At 70.8% G+C, this 17,072-nt stretch carries 12 protein-coding genes and 1 pseudogene; 5 read left to right on the forward strand and 8 right to left on the reverse strand.

Annotation, left to right across the window (positions count from 1 at the left end; all coding sequences use genetic code 11):
• Nucleotides 1–175 precede the first annotated feature (175 nt).
• Entirely contained in the window at nucleotides 176–1,426 is a 1,251-nt protein-coding gene (locus ABIA35_RS12460; protein WP_370357979.1) for an alpha-L-fucosidase, read from the reverse strand.
• Nucleotides 1,427–1,498: 72 nt separating this feature from the next.
• Here ABIA35_RS12460 and ABIA35_RS12465 point away from each other — a divergent pair, with 72 nt between their 5' ends.
• A complete protein-coding gene (locus tag ABIA35_RS12465; protein WP_370357980.1) occupies nucleotides 1,499–2,242 on the forward strand; it encodes a helix-turn-helix domain-containing protein in 744 nt (247 codons plus the stop codon).
• 11 nt (nucleotides 2,243–2,253) lie between these two features.
• Here the strand turns inward: ABIA35_RS12465 and ABIA35_RS12470 are convergent, their stop codons facing one another.
• From ABIA35_RS12470 to ABIA35_RS12490, 5 genes are all read right to left on the reverse strand, one after another.
• Nucleotides 2,254–3,801 carry an SDR family NAD(P)-dependent oxidoreductase gene (locus ABIA35_RS12470; RefSeq protein ID WP_370358159.1) on the reverse strand — a complete coding sequence of 516 codons (1,548 nt, stop codon included), beginning with the start codon at nucleotides 3,799–3,801 and terminating at the stop codon, nucleotides 2,254–2,256.
• A 62-nt stretch (nucleotides 3,802–3,863) separates the two neighbouring features.
• Nucleotides 3,864–4,304, reverse strand: a complete 441-nt coding sequence (locus ABIA35_RS12475; protein ID WP_370357981.1) for an iron chaperone — start codon at nucleotides 4,302–4,304, stop codon at nucleotides 3,864–3,866.
• Nucleotides 4,305–4,443: 139 nt separating this feature from the next.
• Nucleotides 4,444–7,866, reverse strand: a complete 3,423-nt coding sequence (locus tag ABIA35_RS12480) for a S8 family serine peptidase (RefSeq protein ID WP_370357982.1) — start codon at nucleotides 7,864–7,866, stop codon at nucleotides 4,444–4,446.
• A 385-nt stretch (nucleotides 7,867–8,251) separates the two neighbouring features.
• Entirely contained in the window at nucleotides 8,252–8,869 is a 618-nt protein-coding gene (locus tag ABIA35_RS12485) for a hypothetical protein (RefSeq protein ID WP_370337243.1), read from the reverse strand.
• 89 nt (nucleotides 8,870–8,958) lie between these two features.
• On the reverse strand, nucleotides 8,959–10,629 hold the full coding sequence (locus tag ABIA35_RS12490; protein WP_370357983.1) for an alpha/beta hydrolase: 1,671 nt from the start codon (nucleotides 10,627–10,629) through the stop codon (nucleotides 8,959–8,961).
• A gap of 42 nt (nucleotides 10,630–10,671) precedes the next feature.
• Between ABIA35_RS12490 and ABIA35_RS12495 the strand changes: the two genes are divergently transcribed.
• Nucleotides 10,672–11,088: a PPOX class F420-dependent oxidoreductase gene (locus ABIA35_RS12495; RefSeq protein ID WP_370357984.1), complete on the forward strand. Its 417-nt coding sequence runs from the start codon at nucleotides 10,672–10,674 to the stop codon at nucleotides 11,086–11,088.
• A 109-nt stretch (nucleotides 11,089–11,197) separates the two neighbouring features.
• Nucleotides 11,198–11,886, forward strand: a pseudogene (locus ABIA35_RS12500) (YqjF family protein).
• 56 nt (nucleotides 11,887–11,942) lie between these two features.
• On the opposite strand, the gene ABIA35_RS12505 reads toward ABIA35_RS12500, so the two are convergent.
• Both ABIA35_RS12505 and ABIA35_RS12510 read right to left on the reverse strand, forming a co-directional pair.
• The gene (locus ABIA35_RS12505) at nucleotides 11,943–12,635 is read right to left on the reverse strand and encodes a RibD family protein (protein ID WP_370357985.1); all 693 of its coding nucleotides are present in this window, start codon (nucleotides 12,633–12,635) and stop codon (nucleotides 11,943–11,945) included.
• 34 nt (nucleotides 12,636–12,669) lie between these two features.
• Nucleotides 12,670–13,485, reverse strand: coding sequence for an ATP-grasp domain-containing protein (locus ABIA35_RS12510; protein ID WP_370357986.1), 816 nt, complete (start codon nucleotides 13,483–13,485; stop codon nucleotides 12,670–12,672).
• A 281-nt stretch (nucleotides 13,486–13,766) separates the two neighbouring features.
• Here ABIA35_RS12510 and ABIA35_RS12515 point away from each other — a divergent pair, with 281 nt between their 5' ends.
• Nucleotides 13,767–15,521 (forward strand): hypothetical protein, encoded by a 1,755-nt coding sequence (locus tag ABIA35_RS12515; RefSeq protein WP_370357987.1) that lies wholly within the window; start codon nucleotides 13,767–13,769, stop codon nucleotides 15,519–15,521.
• 53 nt (nucleotides 15,522–15,574) lie between these two features.
• Nucleotides 15,575–17,071 carry an AAA family ATPase gene (locus tag ABIA35_RS12520; RefSeq protein WP_370357988.1) on the forward strand — a complete coding sequence of 499 codons (1,497 nt, stop codon included), beginning with the start codon at nucleotides 15,575–15,577 and terminating at the stop codon, nucleotides 17,069–17,071.
• The last annotated feature ends 1 nt before the right edge of the window (nucleotide 17,072 follow it).

A 17,072-nucleotide genomic window follows, 5' to 3' on the forward strand; every position in this document is an offset into this window, starting at 1 on the left:
CCCGACCACCTACCCACACCACCGCCGCCCACACACGACGTCACCCACCCCGAGCCGCGCCACCAGCGGATCCCGCAAACCGTACGCGAAGCCGTCAAGAAGCGCCTGTGCCTGTCAACCCGCAAACAAAACCGCAACCAGCCCAGCCCAGCCAACCAACCACACCCCCGCCCCCTCAGCTCCGCCCCTCCCCCCGATACAACTCCACCTCCCCCTCCACCTCGACCGCCAGCACCGTCACCACCGGATCCGCGACGCTCGGCGCATCGATCGCCAGCACGCCCGGCACCGGGTCGAAGCCGCCGTACCGTCGGTGTGTCAGCTGCTCGCCGGTCGACAGGGCCGTGATCCGCTTGACCTTGCTCGTCAGGCCGTTGATCGTCACCGGGTCGCGCGGGGGGTCGTAGCAGAACACGTACAGCGTGCGCCGGTCCGCCGACACGGTTGTCGGGGCGTGGACGTGTCCGGCGGGGATGCCGCGGACCGTGCCGAAGACCGCCGGTTCGTTGCGGGCGATCCAACGGCCGAGTGCCTCCAGGCGCGAGGCCTGCTCCGACGGGATCGAGCCGTCGGCGCGGGGGCCTACGTCCAGGAGCAGGTTGCCGCCGCCGGCGATGGTCTCGACGAAGGTGCGCACCAGGAGGCTGATCGGCTTGTGATCGTGATCGTTGCGCTGGAAGCCCCAGGAGTTGTTCACCGTGTAGCACAGCTCCCACGGCCCCTCCGGCGGCGTGATCGGCGCGCCCTGCTCGGGGGTCGCGTAGTCGCCGTGGCCCAGTAGGCGGGAGTTGAAGACCAGGTCCGCCTTCATCGCCGTCAGCTGCTCCCGCAGCTCGGCCATGCGCCAACGCTCCTCGGGACGCTCCCAGTCCCCGTCGAACCACAGCAGATCCGGCTGGTAGCCCTCGACGATCTCCTTCAGCTGCGCGCGGTGGAACTTCAGGAAGCGTTCCCACGCCTGCGTGTCCTCGGCAACGTCGGCACCCTCGGCCGCCGCGCCGCTCTCGAACTCCTCCCGCGAGTGGAACGGGTAGTCGGGGTGCGACCAGTCCAGATGCGAGAAGTACAGCCCCACCTTCAGCCCCGCGTCGCGCATCGCCTGCGCGTACGGCGCCAGCAGGTCGCGGCCGGCCGGCGTCCGCTTCACCACGTTCAGATCGTTCTCGGCCGTCTCCCACAGGGCGACGCCGTCGTGGTGCTTGGACGTCAGCACCGCGTAGCGCGCGCCGGCCGCCTTGAACAGGCGGGCCCATTCCCCCGCGTCGTAAGCGCTCGCGGTGAACCCGTCGAGCTGCTTCATGTAGTTCTCGTAGGTGATCTCGCCGTTGTAGAACGACCAGGACTCCGGGATGCCGTTGACGGCGTAGATCCCCCAGTGGACGAAGATGCCGAGCTTGGCGTCGGCGAACCAGGGCTGCATGGTCACGGTTCACCACGCTAGGCGCGGGAAGCCATGCTGCGGATCGGTCTGGATCACCCGCACTGGTAGTTTTTCACCATGGAGCTCCAGACGCCGCCGCTGGTCGCCAACGCCGGCGTCGGCGTGCACGGCATCAACACCGCGGTGGACGTCTTCCGCCTCCCCGACCTGTGGCAGCTGCATCTCTACAGCTACAGCGCGGCCTTCGCCGCCGACGGCGCGTGGTACGACCTCCGCCCCGGAACCGTGAGCCTGGTACCGCCCGGCACCACCGTCGAGTTCCGCTACCGGGGCCGCTCCGAGCATCTCTACGTCCACTTCGCCCTGAACGGATGCCGACGCCGCGAACCGTTCGTCGGCGACGCGGGCCCGGCGCTACCGGTCCTGCGCGAGCTGCTGCTTGACGCGGTGGCCGCGTTCCCGACCTCGCCGGAGCGTTCGGCAGCCGCGGTGTGGGCAGCGCTGTGGCGCGTATCAGACCTCGCGGACGCCAACGGAGCCGCGCCGCCGAATCCCGTCGTCGCGGCCGTAATCCGAAGGATCGAGGCGCACCTGGCCGAGCCGTTGGTCGTCGCGGAGCTGGCCCGCATCGCCGGTGTGTCGCACAACCAGCTCACACGCCTGTTCCACCAGCACGTCGGCGACACGGTCGTCGGCTACATCGCCTCGCGCAGAATGGCCCGCGCGCTGCATCTGTTGCAGGCCTCCACATTGTCCGTCACCGCCATCGCGACGACGGTCGGGATTCCCGACCTGCAAGCGTTCAACAAGGCCTGTCGCAAGGCTTTCGGAGCCTCGCCGCGGGCGCTGCGCGGCCGGTGAAAACGCGCGCGCTACCAGCCGGCGTTCGCGTAGTCCTTGAGGAAGCAGCCGTACAGGTCCTCGCCCTGCTCACCGCGCACGATCGGGTCGTAGACCCGGGCCGCGCCGTCGACGAGGTCCAGCGGCGCGTGGAAGCCTTCGCCCGCCAGCCGGACGCGGTCCGGGTGCGGCCGCTCGTCGGTGATCCAGCCGGTGTCGACGCTGTTCATGAGGATGCCGTCGGTCTGGAACATCTCCTGCGCGCTGGTGCGCGTGAGCATGTTGAGCGCGGCCTTGGCCATGTTGGTGTGCGGATGCCCGGCACCCTTGTAGCCGCGGCTGAAGACGCCCTCCATCGCCGAGACGTTGACGATGTGCTTGCGCGCCGCCGGCGAGGCCTTCATGGCGTTCCGCAGCCTGCTGATGAGCACGAACGGGGCCGTCGAGTTGCAGAGCTGGACCTCCAGCAGCTCGATCGGATCGACGTCCTCGACGGTCTGCACCCAGGAGTTGCTGTCGGCCAGGTCCGGGACCAGGCCCCCGGCGTCGATCGCGGTGCCGGCGGCGATGCGGTCCGGAGCCGCCGAGCCGGCGGTCAACGCGAGCGAGACGAGGTCCGCGCCCCCGACACCGGTGGCGACACCGAGACCCCGCGCCCCCACGCCGACGAGATCCGCCGCGATCGCCTCGGAGGACCGCGTCTGCCCGGGCAGCGCGACCAGCCCCGACCCGGTGAAGCGCCCGAAGGAGACCAGCTCCGGCAGCGGACCGTCGGGCAGCGGCTCGGCCTCGGCCCGGACCAGCGGCTCGTAGGCGCCGGCCGAGCGCCGCACGGTCTGCGCGGCGTTGTTCACCATGATGTCGAGCGGTCCCTCGGCCGCGACCGCGTCGGCGAGCGCGACCACCTGGGCCACGTCCCGCAGGTCGATGCCGACGACGCGCAGCCGGTGCAGCCACTCGGCGCTGTCCGGCATCGCGGCGAAGCGCCGCGCGGCGTCGTTCGGGAAGCGGGTGGTGATGGTCAGGTGCGCGCCGTCGCGCAGCAGCCGCAGCGCGATGTACATGCCGATCTTCGCGCGGCCGCCGGTGAGCAGCGCCCGCTTGCCGGTCAGGTCGGCCCGGGCATCGCGCCGCTTCCAGTTCTCGGCGGCGCAGTCGGGACACAGCTGGTGGTAGAACGCGTGCACCTCGCGATAGCGCACCTTGCAGATGTAGCAGCCGCGCTCCCGGGTCAGCACGCCGGCCACGGCATTGCCCGACTCGGCGGTCTGCGAACTGAGCGGCAGCCCCTGCGTCTCGTCGTCGAGCCGGGTCGGAGCGCCGGTCGCGGTCTTGGCGGTGACGGCGCGATCGGCCGCGAGCACCCGCGCCTGCCGCTCGGAACGCCGCCGGATCTTGACGCTCTTGTAGACGCCGGCCGTCGCCCGCCGCACGGTGACCGCGTCGGGATGCTCGGTCGGCAGCTCTTCGACCTCGGCCAGGATGTCGAGCAGCAGGGCCAGGCGCTCCGGGGCGATGCCGGGGCCGAAGCTTTCCGGGGCCTCATCCGTCACAACGGCACCATCGGTCTGCCCGGCCATCACGTCATCCTGCTCGATCACCCGCACAAATCTACCTGGCGTGCCGTGCTGCTCCGGCCGCCTCAGGCAGCCGCCCGGGCCACCAGCTCCGCGATCCGCTTCTCCACCGCGTCGGCCATCTCGGTGAGCGCGTAGTACGTCGGCCACATCTCGCCGTCGTCGAGGACGGCCACGTCGCTGAAGCCGAGGGTGGCGTACCGGGTCTTGAACTTCGACGCCGGCTGGAAGAACACCAGCACCTTCCCGTCCTTGGAGTACGCCGGCTGCCCGTACCAGAGCCGCGGGGTCAGGGCCGGCGCCGCCGCCTTCACCACCGCGTGCACCTTCTCGGCCAGCTCGCGGTCGTCCGGCGGGAACTCCTCGATCTTGGCCAGCACTTCGGCCTCGGCGTCCGCGCCGGTCGCGGCCTTCTTCGAGGCGCGGACCTCCTTGGCCCGCTCCTTCATCGCGGCGCGCTCCTCGGCGCTGAAGTTCTCGGTGGTCTTCTTCGTCGTGTTCGCCATGTCGTTCAGCGTAGGAAGCGGACCTGCGCCGGGGCTTCTCAAAAACTGATCAGTGCGCACAACAGCTGATCGGTGGACACAACAGCGGGCGCCCGGACCGCCGAGGTCCGAGCGCCCGCCGTCCAGGTGTGGCTTGTGCTTACTTCACCGTGTAGCTGTAGGGCAGGCCCGTCAGCTCGTCGGCGGTGCCGAACGCCGCGTTGTACGTGTCCAGGTACAGCACGCCGCTCACCTTGCTGCCGCTCGTGCCGGCCGGCGTGAAGGTGACGGTGATCGTCCCGGTCTGGCCGGGCAGGATCGTCACCGGCGCCAGCGCCGGCGCGGTCGGGTCGACCCCGTCCAGCCACAGGTCGCCGGTGCCGGCCACGGCCGAGCGGTCGAAGGCCAGCGTGGTGACGCTCTCGGCCGCGGTCGCGCTGCCGGTCACGGCACCGTTCGTCGGACCCACCGGGGTCGGGTCCTGGCCCCAGACGCCCTGGGTGATCCACGGCGAGTCGACCGTGGCCGCGGCGGTCAGGCCCTTGGACACGCCGTAGATCTCCGGGAGGCCGGACGGGCCGACAGCCGTGAAGTCCGCCGGGATCGTCGAGGACTGCGACGCACGCAGCTCGGTGGTGTGCGTCGGGACCTGGAACGAGGGCTGCGGGCCGGCCGTGACGAACGGCAGGGCCACCGTCGCGCCCAGCGGCTGCTGCGCCGGCAAGTCGTAGTCCGCACTGCTGGTCAGGCGCGGGTCGGCGAACACGGTCAGCGGGGCCGCGCCGGTGTTCTTGATCTTCACCGTCGCCGTCACCGCCTTGCCGGCCGCGAGCTTGCCCGCCGGCAGGCCCTTGGCACTGGCCTCGACCGTGTTATAGCGCAGCTGCCCGGTGAAGGGGTCAGCCAGGTCGCCGCTCAGGACCGCCGGGTTGTTGTCGTCCACGAACAGCACCCAGCGGCCGGCGGCCGGGGCGTCGACGTAGCCGGTCAGCGAGGGCTGCGCGGACAGGTTGCCCTGCCCGTCCACCGCGACGTTCGTGCTCAGCGAGACGACCTCGTGGTCCGGGGACTCCAGGTAGGCCGAGACCTCGTGGCTGCCGCTGAACGTCATGTTCATCGCCAGGTTCTTCTTGCCGCGCGGCACGTCGAAGTAGTACGACTCGGTCTGCGACGGCGTGCCCGGACGGCCGTTGCCGCCGGTCAGCGCGCCGGTGAAGGCGCCGCCGTCGTTGTTCGTGGCGATCAGCGTCCGCTTGGTCACCGGCACCGTGGTCACCTGGTGGAACCCGGTGGTGAAGGCCAGCGCCGCGGAGACGTCGCCGGGGTTCTGGCCCAGCGTCTGGGCCACCGTGAACCGCTGCGACTGGCCCGGCTTGAGCACCGCGCCCGACGGGCTCACCGAGCCGACGGCCTTGTACTTGGTGGCCAGGAAGTCGTAGTCGACGTTGCCCTTGAAGCCGGTGGCGTTGGCGTTGGCGTAGAAGTACGCCGTCCAGGTGCCGGCCGGCGGGTTCGCCTGGTCGACCTGCGCGTAGTTGGTCGTGCCCTGCGGGCTGTTCCAGTTCTCGTATTCGCCGTTCGGGCCGACCAGCACCAGGCGCAGCAGCGTGCTGGTGCCGCCGCAGGCGCAGGTCGCCGTGCCGGTCAGGTGGTCGGCGCCGGCCGGGACGGTGAACGTGGTGCTGAACCAGTGCCGCTTCAGGCCGGGGGTCCCCAGGGTGTAGCCCTCGTAGAACCACGGCGAGTTCGGGTCGGTGAAGTCCACGGCCTTGGTGCCGGAGACGTTCGCGACCGTGGTGTCCAGCTCCCGCACGTTCGCCGACACCGTCTGGGTGTTCGGGCTGGTGTTGGTCAGCGTGACGGTCGTGGTCTGCTTCGAGCCGCCGTTGCCGATCATCGAGATCTGGGTGTCGCCGGTGCTGGTCGTGGCCATCAGGCCGTCGCCCTGCGCCTTCGGCGAGCCATTGCCGTCCTTGACGGACATGGCCATCCGGACCGCGCGGTAGGTGTTCAGCTCGCCGGCGCCCTGCTGGTCGCCCGGCAGGCCCAGGTCGCTGGCCGAGGAGGTGAGGATCTGCTTCACCAGCTGCGGCGTCGGACGGACCCCGCCGTGGGTGTTCTCGTACGCCTCGATGACCAGCGCGGCACCGCCGGCGACCAGCGGCGAGGCCATGCTGGTACCGCCGAAGTCCTCCAGCGAGGTCGGGTTGCCGTTGTAGTCAACGCAGGCGCTGAAGCGGGCCTCGGGGCTGCACAGCGCCCAGCCGCCCTGGCCCGGCGCGACCAGGTCCGGGACCCGGCCCAGGACGTTGGTGCCGGCCGAGGACAGCGACGCGGTGTTGTTCGAGGCCCAACTGCTGGCCAGGTTGCGCACGCCGCCGGTGCCGGTCGCCGCCTGGTCCTCGAAGGTGGTGGTGGCGCCGACGCCGATCAGGTTCGGGTCGACCGCCGGCTGGCCCTCGGTGTTGGTGACGCCGCCGTCGCCGGTGGAGGTGACGACCGTGACGCCGGCGGCGACCGCCGCGTCGTCAGCCAGGCTGGTGGCGTCCAGCCCCTGGGTGGGCTGCGGGTTGCTGCCCAGGGACTCGTTGATGACGTCGACGTTGTCCACGTTCACCGCGTAGTCGATGGCCTGCACGACGGTGGAGTCGAAGACCAGGTTGGCCGCGCCGAACACGTTCAGGCCGACCAGCGAGGCGCCGGGGGCCACACCGCGGACGGTGATGTTGCAGCCGGCCGGCAGCGGGTGGTTCGGCATGACGTACTTGGACAGGTCGTAGCTGTGCAGGCCCTGCGCGGCGATGGAGCTCGCGTCGCCGAAGGCCTCGTCACCGCTCTCGGCGCCGTTCGGGTCCGTCCCGGAGAAGTCCTGGTAGTCGCTGAACACGTGGCTGCCGTCGGCGCGGATGAAGTCCGGGTTGTTGACGTCCAGCCCGTCGGCGATCCACGCGACCTTCACGCCCTTGCCGTCCACCAGGCTCTGGGCCTGCGGCCGGCTGGTGTCGGTGAACGCGGTGTTCGTCGTCTGGAGCGCTTCAGGCTCCAGCAGCGGCTTGCTGGGGTCGGTCGGGCAGGTGCCCGGCAGGACCTTGTCGGCCGGGGTCTGGCCGTCGGCTCCTGTGGAGGCCGCGCCCTTGGCGGAGTCGGCGATGGCCGCGTTCTGGGCGTCGCTCAGCGGGTTGACGACCCGCTGCTGGTCGGCGACGACTGCCTCGACGGAGGGGTTCTGCCGCAGGTTCGCGGCCTCGGCGTCGGTCATCTTGGCCGAGAAGCCGTTGATCACCGAGAACTTCTTGATGTCCTGCGCGCCGGTCGCCTGCACAGTGCTGACCAGGGGAGCCTGGTCGGCACTGGTGGCGGCCTTGCGCTGGGCCTTGGCGGTCTTGACCGACAGCTCGGGGTGCTGGTTCTTCAGCAATACGATCACGGAGTGCTTCGCGCCGGTCGACAGCGCGGCCAGTTGCTGGGCCGCCGTCGGCTTGGCGGGCATGGGACTGGCCAGGGCGGCGGCGGAGGTGCCGATCCCCAGTCCCAGTGCCGTGACCGCGACCACCGCGATGCGGTGCCTGCGGGCAAACTGCATAGTGTGCCTTTCTCCCGGCGCGCGGCCACGCCGCCGCGCGCCCCCTTTGTGATGGAACCTGGTGGCGCCTTACAGGGTCTTGCGACGAGTCCCGGAGAATGGCAATGCGTCTACTGCATTGCGAAGATCGATACTCGTCACAGTAGAGGGTGTCAGGAACCTCAGAAAGACGTAGACGCTTTACGTTGCGACACGCCTGGACTTGCGCTCACCTCGTGATATGCGTGCGGGGAGGCGTCTACGCGGTAAGGGGTGAGCAAGGGTTGTGAGGGTGGAAATGCCGTCAGGGCGAGGATCCGCGGATCCTCGCCCTGACGGCGTATTAGCACTTTTATAGGATACGGCGATTTCCGATGGCCCGTATGGACCGCCGGGTCGCGGACGCTTAGAAGAAGCCGCCGTCGCCGTCGTTGTTGTTGTTGTAGTCGCCGCCGCCGCCGAAATCGTTGCCGCCGCCGTAATCGGCCTGCTGGTAGTCGTTCTGCTGCCATTCCTGCTGTTGGAACTCCTGCTGCTGGTACTCCTGCTGTTGGTACTCCTGCTGTTGCTGGAATTCCTGTTGCTGGTACTCCTGCTGCTGGAACTGCTGCTGGTCGTCGTAGCCGCGCTCCTCGAAGCCGCGCTCGTACGCCTGCTGCTCGTCGCGCTTGTTCTCATCGCCCTCGAGCATCTCGCCCAGCAGCATCCCGCCGACCAGGCCCGCCGCGCCCGCGCCGATCACCGCGCCGGTGCTGTGCCCCTGGCGCGGCGGCTGCTGGTACTGCCCCTGCTGCGGGTAGCCCGGCTGCTGCGCCGGATAGCCCTGCTGCGGATAGCCGGCCTGGGGGTAGCCCTGCTGCGGGTACCCCTGCTGTTGGACCGGCTGGTAGTACGGCGGCTGAGTGGTCTGGATGCGCTGCGCACAGAACTGGCAGACCTCGACGGGCCGTGCCACGCCCCACTGCGGCTGCCACATGACGTTGACTGACGCCTGGCCGTGCGCCGGATCGAAGAAGCAGATCACGGGTGCCCCCCATATCGTTGAACCTTCCGCGATCCTAAACGGGCTGCGGACGGCGGGGGTTCCCGTTTGCGATCTCTTTTACCCCCGGCTCACGCCGAGCAGCGCTCCCCCTGCGGCGGCAGGGTGCCGCTGACCAGGTACGCCTCCATCGCCGACTGCGCGCACTGGTTGCCGCTGCCGAAGGCCGCGTGCCCGGTGCCGACCCGGGTCAGCAGCCGCGCGTTGGCGAAGCCGTCGGCCAGGTTCACCGCGTTCTGGTACGGCGTCGCCGGGTCGTCGGTGGTGCCGATGACCAGGATCGTGTCCGAACCCTGAGCCTTGATCTGGTGCGGCTTCTCCTGGGTCTGGAACGGCCAGTTCGCGCACATCGGCTGCGCCAGGTCGCTCGGGGCCAGGTCCGAGTTCAGGATCGAGGCGCCGGCCTTGAGCTGGCTGTACGCGCTCTGCACTTCCGAGGCGCTGGGCGTCGGGGTGGTGAAGTCGGCGCAGCGCACCGCGATCAGGCCGTTCTGCTCGGTGCTGTAGTGGCCCTCGGGGTCGCGGCCGTTGTACTGGTCGGCGCCGGCCAGCAGCTCCGAGCCGTCGCCGTCCTTCATGGCCTTGGTCAGCGCCTCGCGCAGGTACTTCCACCAGTCCGAGCCGACATCGCCGTAGAGGCCGATGATGACGCCGGTCCAGCCCAGCGTCTGGTCCAGCGGCCGCTTGGAGTCGCCGGAGGACAGCGGGTGGTCCTGCAGGCCGTCGATGAAGTGGCCGAGCTGCTGCGCCGCGGCCGCCGGGGTCCCGGACAGCGGGCACTCCGAGGCGTAGTTGGTGACGCAGTCGCCGGCGAACTTCTCCAGCGACTTCTCGAAGCCGATCTGCTGCTGGACGTCCGCCTCGAGCTGGTCGGCGTTCGGGTCCACGGCACCGTCGAGCACCATGTGGCCGACGTTGGCCGGGAACTCCTCGGCGTACACCGAGCCGATGTAGGTGCCGTAGGAGATGCCGAGGTAGTTCAGCTTCTTGTCGCCGAGGACCTGGCGCATGAGGTCCATGTCCTGCGCGACGTACGTGGAGCCGACGTAGGGCAGCAGGTCGCCGGAGTTCTTCTCGCAGGCCGAGGCCAGGGTCTTGCTGTCCTGCTCGGCCTTGTTCTCCCGCGCCGTCGCGTCCTTCGGCGGGTCCTGCTCGTAGAGCTTGTCCTGGGTCTTGTCGTCCAGGCACGTGATCGGGTCGCTGCGGCCCAGGCCGCGCGGGTCGAACCCGATGATGTCGTAATGCGCGTGCAGGGCCCCGTCGAACTCCGTCTTGGACTCCTCGACGAAGTCCACCCCGGAGGCGCCGGGCCCGCCGGGGTTGGTGAACAGCGAGCCGGCCTTGTTCGCCTGGTCCGCGGCCGGCCACTTGACCAGGGCGAGCGTGACGTCCTTGCCGGTCGGCTTGGTGTAGTCCAGCGGCACCACGACGGTCCCGCACTGGAAGGCGCTCAGGTCCGCGGTCGGGTCGTCGGACGGCTCGCTGGTGCAGGCCCCCCAGGAGACCTGCTGGGTGTCGAAGGCCTGGAGCGTGGTGAACTTCCCGCTCGGGAGCGAACCGGATCCCGAGGAGCCGCCCGAGGACCCGCCGGAAGACCCGCCCGAGGAGCTCGAGGAGCCGCCGGTGGAGCCCCCGCTGCCGCCGACCGAACCGGTCGAGGTGCAGCCGGCGACCAGGGTCCCGCCGAGCAGCATCGCGACGACGGATATGGTCCGGCCCCGGCGAGCCCCGAATACCTTCATGCGCTCATGTGTATCACCTCGTCCCGACCCTAGAATCACGATATGGATGCCTTCCTGGAACTCTTGGGCGCACGGGGACGCGCCACACTGGCGACGATCAAGAAGGACGGGCGGCCCCAGCTGTCGGTGATCAGCTACGCCTACGACCCCGCTGAGCAGGCTATTCGGGTCTCGATCACCGCGGACCGGGCGAAGACCCACAACATGCGCCGGGACCCCAGGGTCTCGCTCATGGTGCACCCGGAGGCCTACAAGTACGCGGTGTACGAGGGCGACGCCGAGCTGTCACCGGTCGCCCAGAGTCCGGATGACGAGACGGTCGAGGCGCTGATCCGCCTCTACCGGGCCGCCTCCGGCAAGGAGCACCCCGACTGGGACGAGTACCGGGCCGCGATGATCGCCGACAAGCGTCTGGTGCTGACCATCCGGGTGACCCACGCCTACGGCATGGGGGTCTGACACGGACCCGAGGGAGCCCGAGCCGGTCGGCGCCGAATCTGTCGGCGCCGAGCCGGTCAGCGCCGAACCGGTCAGCGCCGATCCCCCCAGGCTGCCCGGCCGGCCGCTGATGACGCAGTCCTGGCTGGACGCGACGTTCCTGCACTGGGCCGTCGATCCGGAGACGGTGGCTCCGCTGCTGCCGGCCGGGGTGCGGCCCGACGTCGTCGACGGGGTGACCTACGTCGGGCTCATCGCCTTCCGCATGCACCGGATCGGGTGGTGGCCGCTGCCCGGGATGCCGTACCTGGGGACGTCCCGGAGACCAACGTGCGGCTGTACTCGGTGGACGAGGCCGGGCGGCGCGGGGTGGTGTTCCGGTCGCTGGAGGCTTCGCGGCTGCTGCCGGTGGCCACGGCGCGGGCGGCGTTCCGGCTGCCGTACCGCTGGGCGCGGATGTCGGCGTACCAGTACGGGGACGTGTACTGGTACGGCTCGCGGCGCCGCGAGCCGGGGCTGCCGCACGCGCAGAGCCTGATCGGGGTGCAGGTGGGACCGGCCATCGAGACGCCGTCCGCGCTGGACCACTTCCTGACGGCCCGGTGGCGGCTGCACTTCACCCTGGCCGGCCGGACCGTGCACATGCCGAACGCGCATCCCCGGTGGCCGTTGCACGAGGCGAAGCTGCTGGCGTGCGAGGAGGATCTGGTGGCCGCGGCCGGGTTGCCGGGCGTCTCCTCGCGGCCGCCGGACAGTGTTCTCTTCTCGCCGGGCGTGCCGGTGCGGTTCGGGACGCCGCGCGCCGTGGGCCGGGACTGAAGGTCTGCTGGGCCTTCATCCGGGAGGTCAGCCGGGACTGACCGTCGGCCGGCAGGTCAGCCGGCGCTGACGTGGCTGATCAGATAGCGCACGAAGACCAGATCGCCGATCGGCCTGGTCTCCGCGAGGGTCATGCGGTGCCGCGCGTTCTGCGGGAACTCCGCGGCCCGCACGAAGCGCGGAGCCCGGTCGTCGCCGACGAAGAACGGCGCGATCGCCAGGTGGATCTCGTCGGCGAGGTCCTCGGCGAGGAACCGGGTGTGCAGCGAGCTGCCGCCCTCGACCATCAGCCGGTCAACCCCGCGCCGCTTCAGGTCCGCGAGGATCCTGGGAAAGTCGACCAGCGCGCCGGCCTGCACCACCTCGGTGTCCGCGACGGCGGCGAGCCGGTCCGCCTGCGCCGACACCGCGGCGTCGGCGCAGTAGACGAGCTTGTGGCCGCCGGTGGTGAAGAAGCGCGCGACAGGGTCCAGCGCGCCGGCGCCGGTCACCGTGACCTTGACCGGGTGCTCCGGCAGGCTGCGCCGCACCCGGTCCGCACGCCGCTCCGGATCGCGGACCAGCAGGCGGGGGTCGTCGCGCCGGATGGTCTCGGCGCCGACCATGATCGCGTCGGAGCCGGCCCGGAGCGCGTCCACCCGGTCGAAGTCCGCGACGTCGGAGAGCATGAGGCGGTCGGGGGTGGTGTCGTCGAGGTGGCCGTCCAGGGACATGGCGGCGCTGAGGATCACGTGGGGGCGCTCGGGCATGGAGTCATCGTGGCACGCGCCGATCACGCGCCGATCAATCGACGCGCTGGGCGGCCGGCCTCAGGAAGGTGCGGTCCCGCTCGCCGATCTCGGTCATCGGACCGGCGGCGCGCAGCACGACATCCAGCACGCGTTCGGGGTCGGCGGCATAGTGTCCCGAGGCCCAGGCCGCGTTGGCCTCGATGACCGCGGGCGCCGGCTTCCCGTCTCCTTCAGCGATCAAGCCGACATCGACCACGACCGCGCTCGGAAGCTTGTCGGCCGATTCCTGGAGTACGTCGCGCGCGAAACCGAGGATCTGCTGCTCCGCCTCATGGCCGGCCAGCGGCTCGATGTCGAGATCGCCTTCGATCGCGTACTGCGCGCCGGTGACGATCTCGCCGTCGATGACATGGAGTCGGAACTCGACGGTGAACCGCACCGGGTCGCTGGCGAGTACCGGGGTGTCGGAGTCGACGGCGTCGGGCCCGGGCAGTTGTGCGCCCTCGAGGTAGACACGAGCCGGAAAACTCTTGTCGTTGGGCGGTTTCAGGAACGCCGGGGCGCGCAGCGTCCACGCCTCGGCCATCGTCAGCATCCTGATCTCGCGGCGCACCGCCTCGCGGGGAAGTCCGGTCAGCCAGTCGTCCGGCGGCTCCAGCAGTCCGATGCCGAGATCGGCGGCGACCGCGTCGGCGAACAGCGGACCGGCATACAGGTGCGCGGGTCCGCCGACCAGGAAGCCCTCCGGGACTCCCCAGCCGGTCAGGTGCTCGGTGAGCAGGCCGCGGCGGTGCGCGACCGAGGCCAGGACGTGCGAGGTGTCGTTGGCGCGCGGTGAGAAGACGAGTGTGCGCGGCAGCTCGATCATGGTGGGCCCTCCCCGTTTGTTCGCCCAGGTTTGTTCGCCCAGAGAGTACGTGATCTCCTTTGCGGAACCTGGGGTTTTCCCGGAGGCGTTCCCAGAACATGACGGTGAAGCAGCGAGTCAAACGTGTCATGCGTTCCAGGAAGGCCCGCCGGCGCGACCGCGAGCGCGGCGGCCCGGACTGGCCCGCCGGTCCGGACGGCGGCGTCCGCGAACCACGGCGGCCGAAGGGATCGCCGCCTCAGGACTCGATCTCTCTTACGGAGCCACGGTAGAAACGTCCCATGCGCCTCACGGGACTGTCCGCCAGCGAAAAGCAAGTCCGGGATGATTTCCGGAACGGCGGCCGCACGTCCTTCGCGACCGGCGACCCGGCGGCGGACGATCCCGCGGTGGGCGCGACATGGGGCCCGGAGCGCACGCTGCGCGCGTCGTTCATCAGGAGCCTGATCGAGGAGGCCGGTGACCGCCGCGCGCCGCTGCGGGTGGTCGGCGCGCGGGTCGAGGGCCGGCTGGAGCTGGAGTACCTGGAGCTGGGCTACTCGCTGAGCTTCGGGGAGTGCTGGTTTCAGGACGACCTGGACCTGCACGACGCGCGCCTGCGCCGCCTCAACCTGCGCGGTACCCGCCTGGCCGGCCTGAACGCTTCGCTGGCCCACGTCGAGGCCACGGTGGTGATGCACCGCGCGCGCGTCGACGGCCGCCTCCGCCTGGACCACGCCGTCATCGGCGGCGAACTCCTGATCACCGAGGCGCACCTGTCCCACCCCGGCGAGCTCGCCCTGCGCGCCGAACGGGTCCGCGTCGGCGGCGACCTGATGCTGTGGGGCACGACGATCGAGGGCCGCGCGTCCCTGCGCGACGCGAAGGTGGACGGCGTCATGAGCCTGGAGCGCGCCCGTCTCAGCGACCCCGCCGGCCAGGCCCTGGACGCCGCCCGCATCCAGGTCGGCAGCGACCTGATGGCCGACGAACTCCGCGCCGAGGGCACCATCCGCCTGTCCGGAGCGGAGATCCAGGGCCTGCTCCGCTTGGCCGACGCGAAACTGAGCACCCCCGGCGGCACCGTCCTGGAGGCGTACCAGGCGAAGATCGGCGCGGACCTGCAGTGCTACCGCGGCTTCGAGGCCGACGGCCTGGTCCGCATCCAAGGCGCGCACATAGCCGGTCACGCGCGCTTCGACGGCGCCATCCTGCGCGGCAACGGCTCCAGCGCCCTGGACGCCCGCTACGCCGAGATAGGCGGCGCGGCCCGCTGCCGCGACATGCGGGTCACCGGCACCATCGCCTTCGCCAGCGCGCGAGTGGGGAACGATGTGGACTTCCGCGGGACGGTGGTGACCGCAGCGGCCGAAGAGTCCGCCAATCTCCTCTACCTCGGCCACCTCCGCGCCGGCGAACTCACCCTCCGCTTCGCCGCGCCGCCCGCCGGCGGCATCTACCTCGCCAAAGCCCAGATCGGCGTCCTCAATGACGACCCCGCCGTCTGGCCCCCGCACCTGACCCGCGACGGCTTCGTCTACGACCGCATCGCCGAGCCTGGCCCGGTCGCCGGCCGCATCGCGTGGCTGGCGCGCGAGTCCGCCGGCTATCGGCCCGCCCCCTACGAGCAGCTCGCCGCCGTCTATCGACGGCAGGGGCTGGACGGTGAAGCCCGCCGGGTCCTGCTCGCCAAGCAGCGGGCCCGGCGCCGGACGCTCTCGCTCGCCGCGCGGCCGTGGGGCGTGGTGCAGGACGCGGCCGTCGGCTATGGCTACCGGCCCGAGCGCGCCCTGGGATGGCTCGCCGCGCTGCTGATCACCGGCGTCGTCGTCTTCGGCCTGCGGCATCCGGTGCCGATCGGGCCGGACAAGGCGCCGCCCTTCAATGCCCTGATCTACTCCCTCGACCTGCTGCTGCCGGTCATCAACTTCGGGCAGGGCCGCGCCTACATCGCCACCGGCGGGACCCAGTGGGTCGCCTATCTGCTCACCGCCGCCGGCTGGATCCTCGCCACCACCATCGCCGCCGGGGTGGCACGGGCCGTCAACCGCGCATAAGCCAGGGCGCCACCCCTGGTTCAGCGCCCTGATGCGCTGGCATGGTGGACCCCATGTCGTCACAGCCGATGCCGCCGCGCCGCAACGACGCAGAACCGAGCGGCTCACGGAACAACGTCATCACCGGCGACGGACCCTCCCCGGTCCCCGCCCCCGCCGCGGACGCCGCCCCGAACGGCGCCCCCGGCCTCGCCGAACTCCTCGCCGGCCACCTCGGTCCCGAAGCCGATCTGTTCCCCGTCACCACCGCGACGTGGCCGCCCTACGAGCACGTGAACGTCCAGGGTGCCCTGGACCGCTGGCTGTCCCGCAACGGCGCCCCCTTCCGCCTGGTCGGCATGGCCGGGTTCCGGCACCGCATGTTCGGCCTGTCCGACCTGTTCCACGAGACCGGCCAGCACGCCATGGCGATCAGCGGCGTGTCCATGACCGACCAGCCCAGCGGTCCCGGCGACCAGACCCGCAGCTGCGTCCAGTGCGGCCTGTACCTCGTGGACGGCGTCGACGGCCCCGACGACGGCGACCGCACCGAGGACCCGCGCCCGCCGCTGGCCATCCTGCTGCGCGGCACCGAGATGCGCGGCCCGCAGCAGGACGTCAGCCTGGAGATCGCCTGCGCCGACCGCGCCCTGGCCCGCAAGGCCGCCAATGAGATCCGCCGCCTGGCTGTCGAGTTCAGCGTCTATCGCGGCCATGTTCTGGAGTTCGGCGCCGAGGTGTTCGGCCCGCACCAGTCCGCCCTGAGCTTCCACGAACGCCCGGTCATGGACCGCGAGGCGCTGATCCTCCCGCCGGGAATGCTGGAGGGCATCGAGGCGCAGATCCTGGGCGTGAACCGGCACCGCGCGGCCCTGCTGGCGCACGGCCAGCACCTCAAGCGCGGCGTGCTGCTGTTCGGCCCGCCCGGCACCGGCAAGACCCACACCGTCCGCTACCTGATGAGCCGACTGCCCGAGACCACCGTCGTGGTCCTCACCGCCAACGCCCTGCGCCTGATCGGCCAGGCCTGCGAGATCGCGCGGGCCCTGCAGCCGGCGCTGGTGGTGGTCGAGGACGTGGACCTGATCGCCCAGGACCGCTCGGCCCACATGCACGCCACCCCGCTGATGTTCCAGCTGCTCAACGAGATGGACGGGCTCGACGGCGACGCCGACGTGACCTTCCTGCTCACCACCAACCGCGTCGACGTCCTGGAATCGGCGCTGGCGATGCGGCCGGGCCGCGTGGACCACGCCGTCGAGGTGCCGCTGCCGGACGCCGAGGGCCGCGCCCGCCTGCTGGAGCTCTACCGCGGCGGCCTGGACCTGGACCTCACCAAGGCCGACGGTCTGATCGAGCGCACGGACGGGGTCACCGCCTCCTTCATCAAGGAGCTGATACGCCGGGCCGCGCTGATCGCGCTCGAGGCACGCGAGGACGGCTCCGCGCCCGACACCGCCGGCAGCCTGCACGTCAGCGCCGACCACCTCGACGCGGCGCTGGAACTCCTGGCCGGATCGCGGCACCAGCTGACCCGAAGGCTCCTCGGCGCACCCGACGACCTCGCCTAGT

The sequence above is a fragment of the Catenulispora sp. MAP12-49 genome, from assembly GCF_041262705.1.
In the GTDB taxonomy this organism is placed as follows: Bacteria; Actinomycetota; Actinomycetes; order Streptomycetales; family Catenulisporaceae; genus Catenulispora.

What these genes read in the sequence shown, in the direction of transcription:
- ABIA35_RS12480 (WP_370357982.1), bottom strand. Translation starts at nt 7,866, where the DNA reads ATGCAGTTTGCCCGCAGGCACCGCATCGCGGTGGTCGCGGTCACGGCA.
- ABIA35_RS12515 (WP_370357987.1), top strand. Translation starts at nt 13,767, where the DNA reads ATGCGCCTCACGGGACTGTCCGCCAGCGAAAAGCAAGTCCGGGATGAT.
- ABIA35_RS12470 (WP_370358159.1), bottom strand. Translation starts at nt 3,801, where the DNA reads ATGGCCGGGCAGACCGATGGTGCCGTTGTGACGGATGAGGCCCCGGAA.
- ABIA35_RS12475 (WP_370357981.1), bottom strand. Translation starts at nt 4,304, where the DNA reads ATGGCGAACACGACGAAGAAGACCACCGAGAACTTCAGCGCCGAGGAG.
- ABIA35_RS12465 (WP_370357980.1), top strand. Translation starts at nt 1,499, where the DNA reads ATGGAGCTCCAGACGCCGCCGCTGGTCGCCAACGCCGGCGTCGGCGTG.
- ABIA35_RS12510 (WP_370357986.1), bottom strand. Translation starts at nt 13,485, where the DNA reads ATGATCGAGCTGCCGCGCACACTCGTCTTCTCACCGCGCGCCAACGAC.
- ABIA35_RS12490 (WP_370357983.1), bottom strand. Translation starts at nt 10,629, where the DNA reads ATGAAGGTATTCGGGGCTCGCCGGGGCCGGACCATATCCGTCGTCGCG.
- ABIA35_RS12495 (WP_370357984.1), top strand. Translation starts at nt 10,672, where the DNA reads ATGGATGCCTTCCTGGAACTCTTGGGCGCACGGGGACGCGCCACACTG.
- ABIA35_RS12520 (WP_370357988.1), top strand. Translation starts at nt 15,575, where the DNA reads ATGTCGTCACAGCCGATGCCGCCGCGCCGCAACGACGCAGAACCGAGC.
- ABIA35_RS12505 (WP_370357985.1), bottom strand. Translation starts at nt 12,635, where the DNA reads ATGCCCGAGCGCCCCCACGTGATCCTCAGCGCCGCCATGTCCCTGGAC.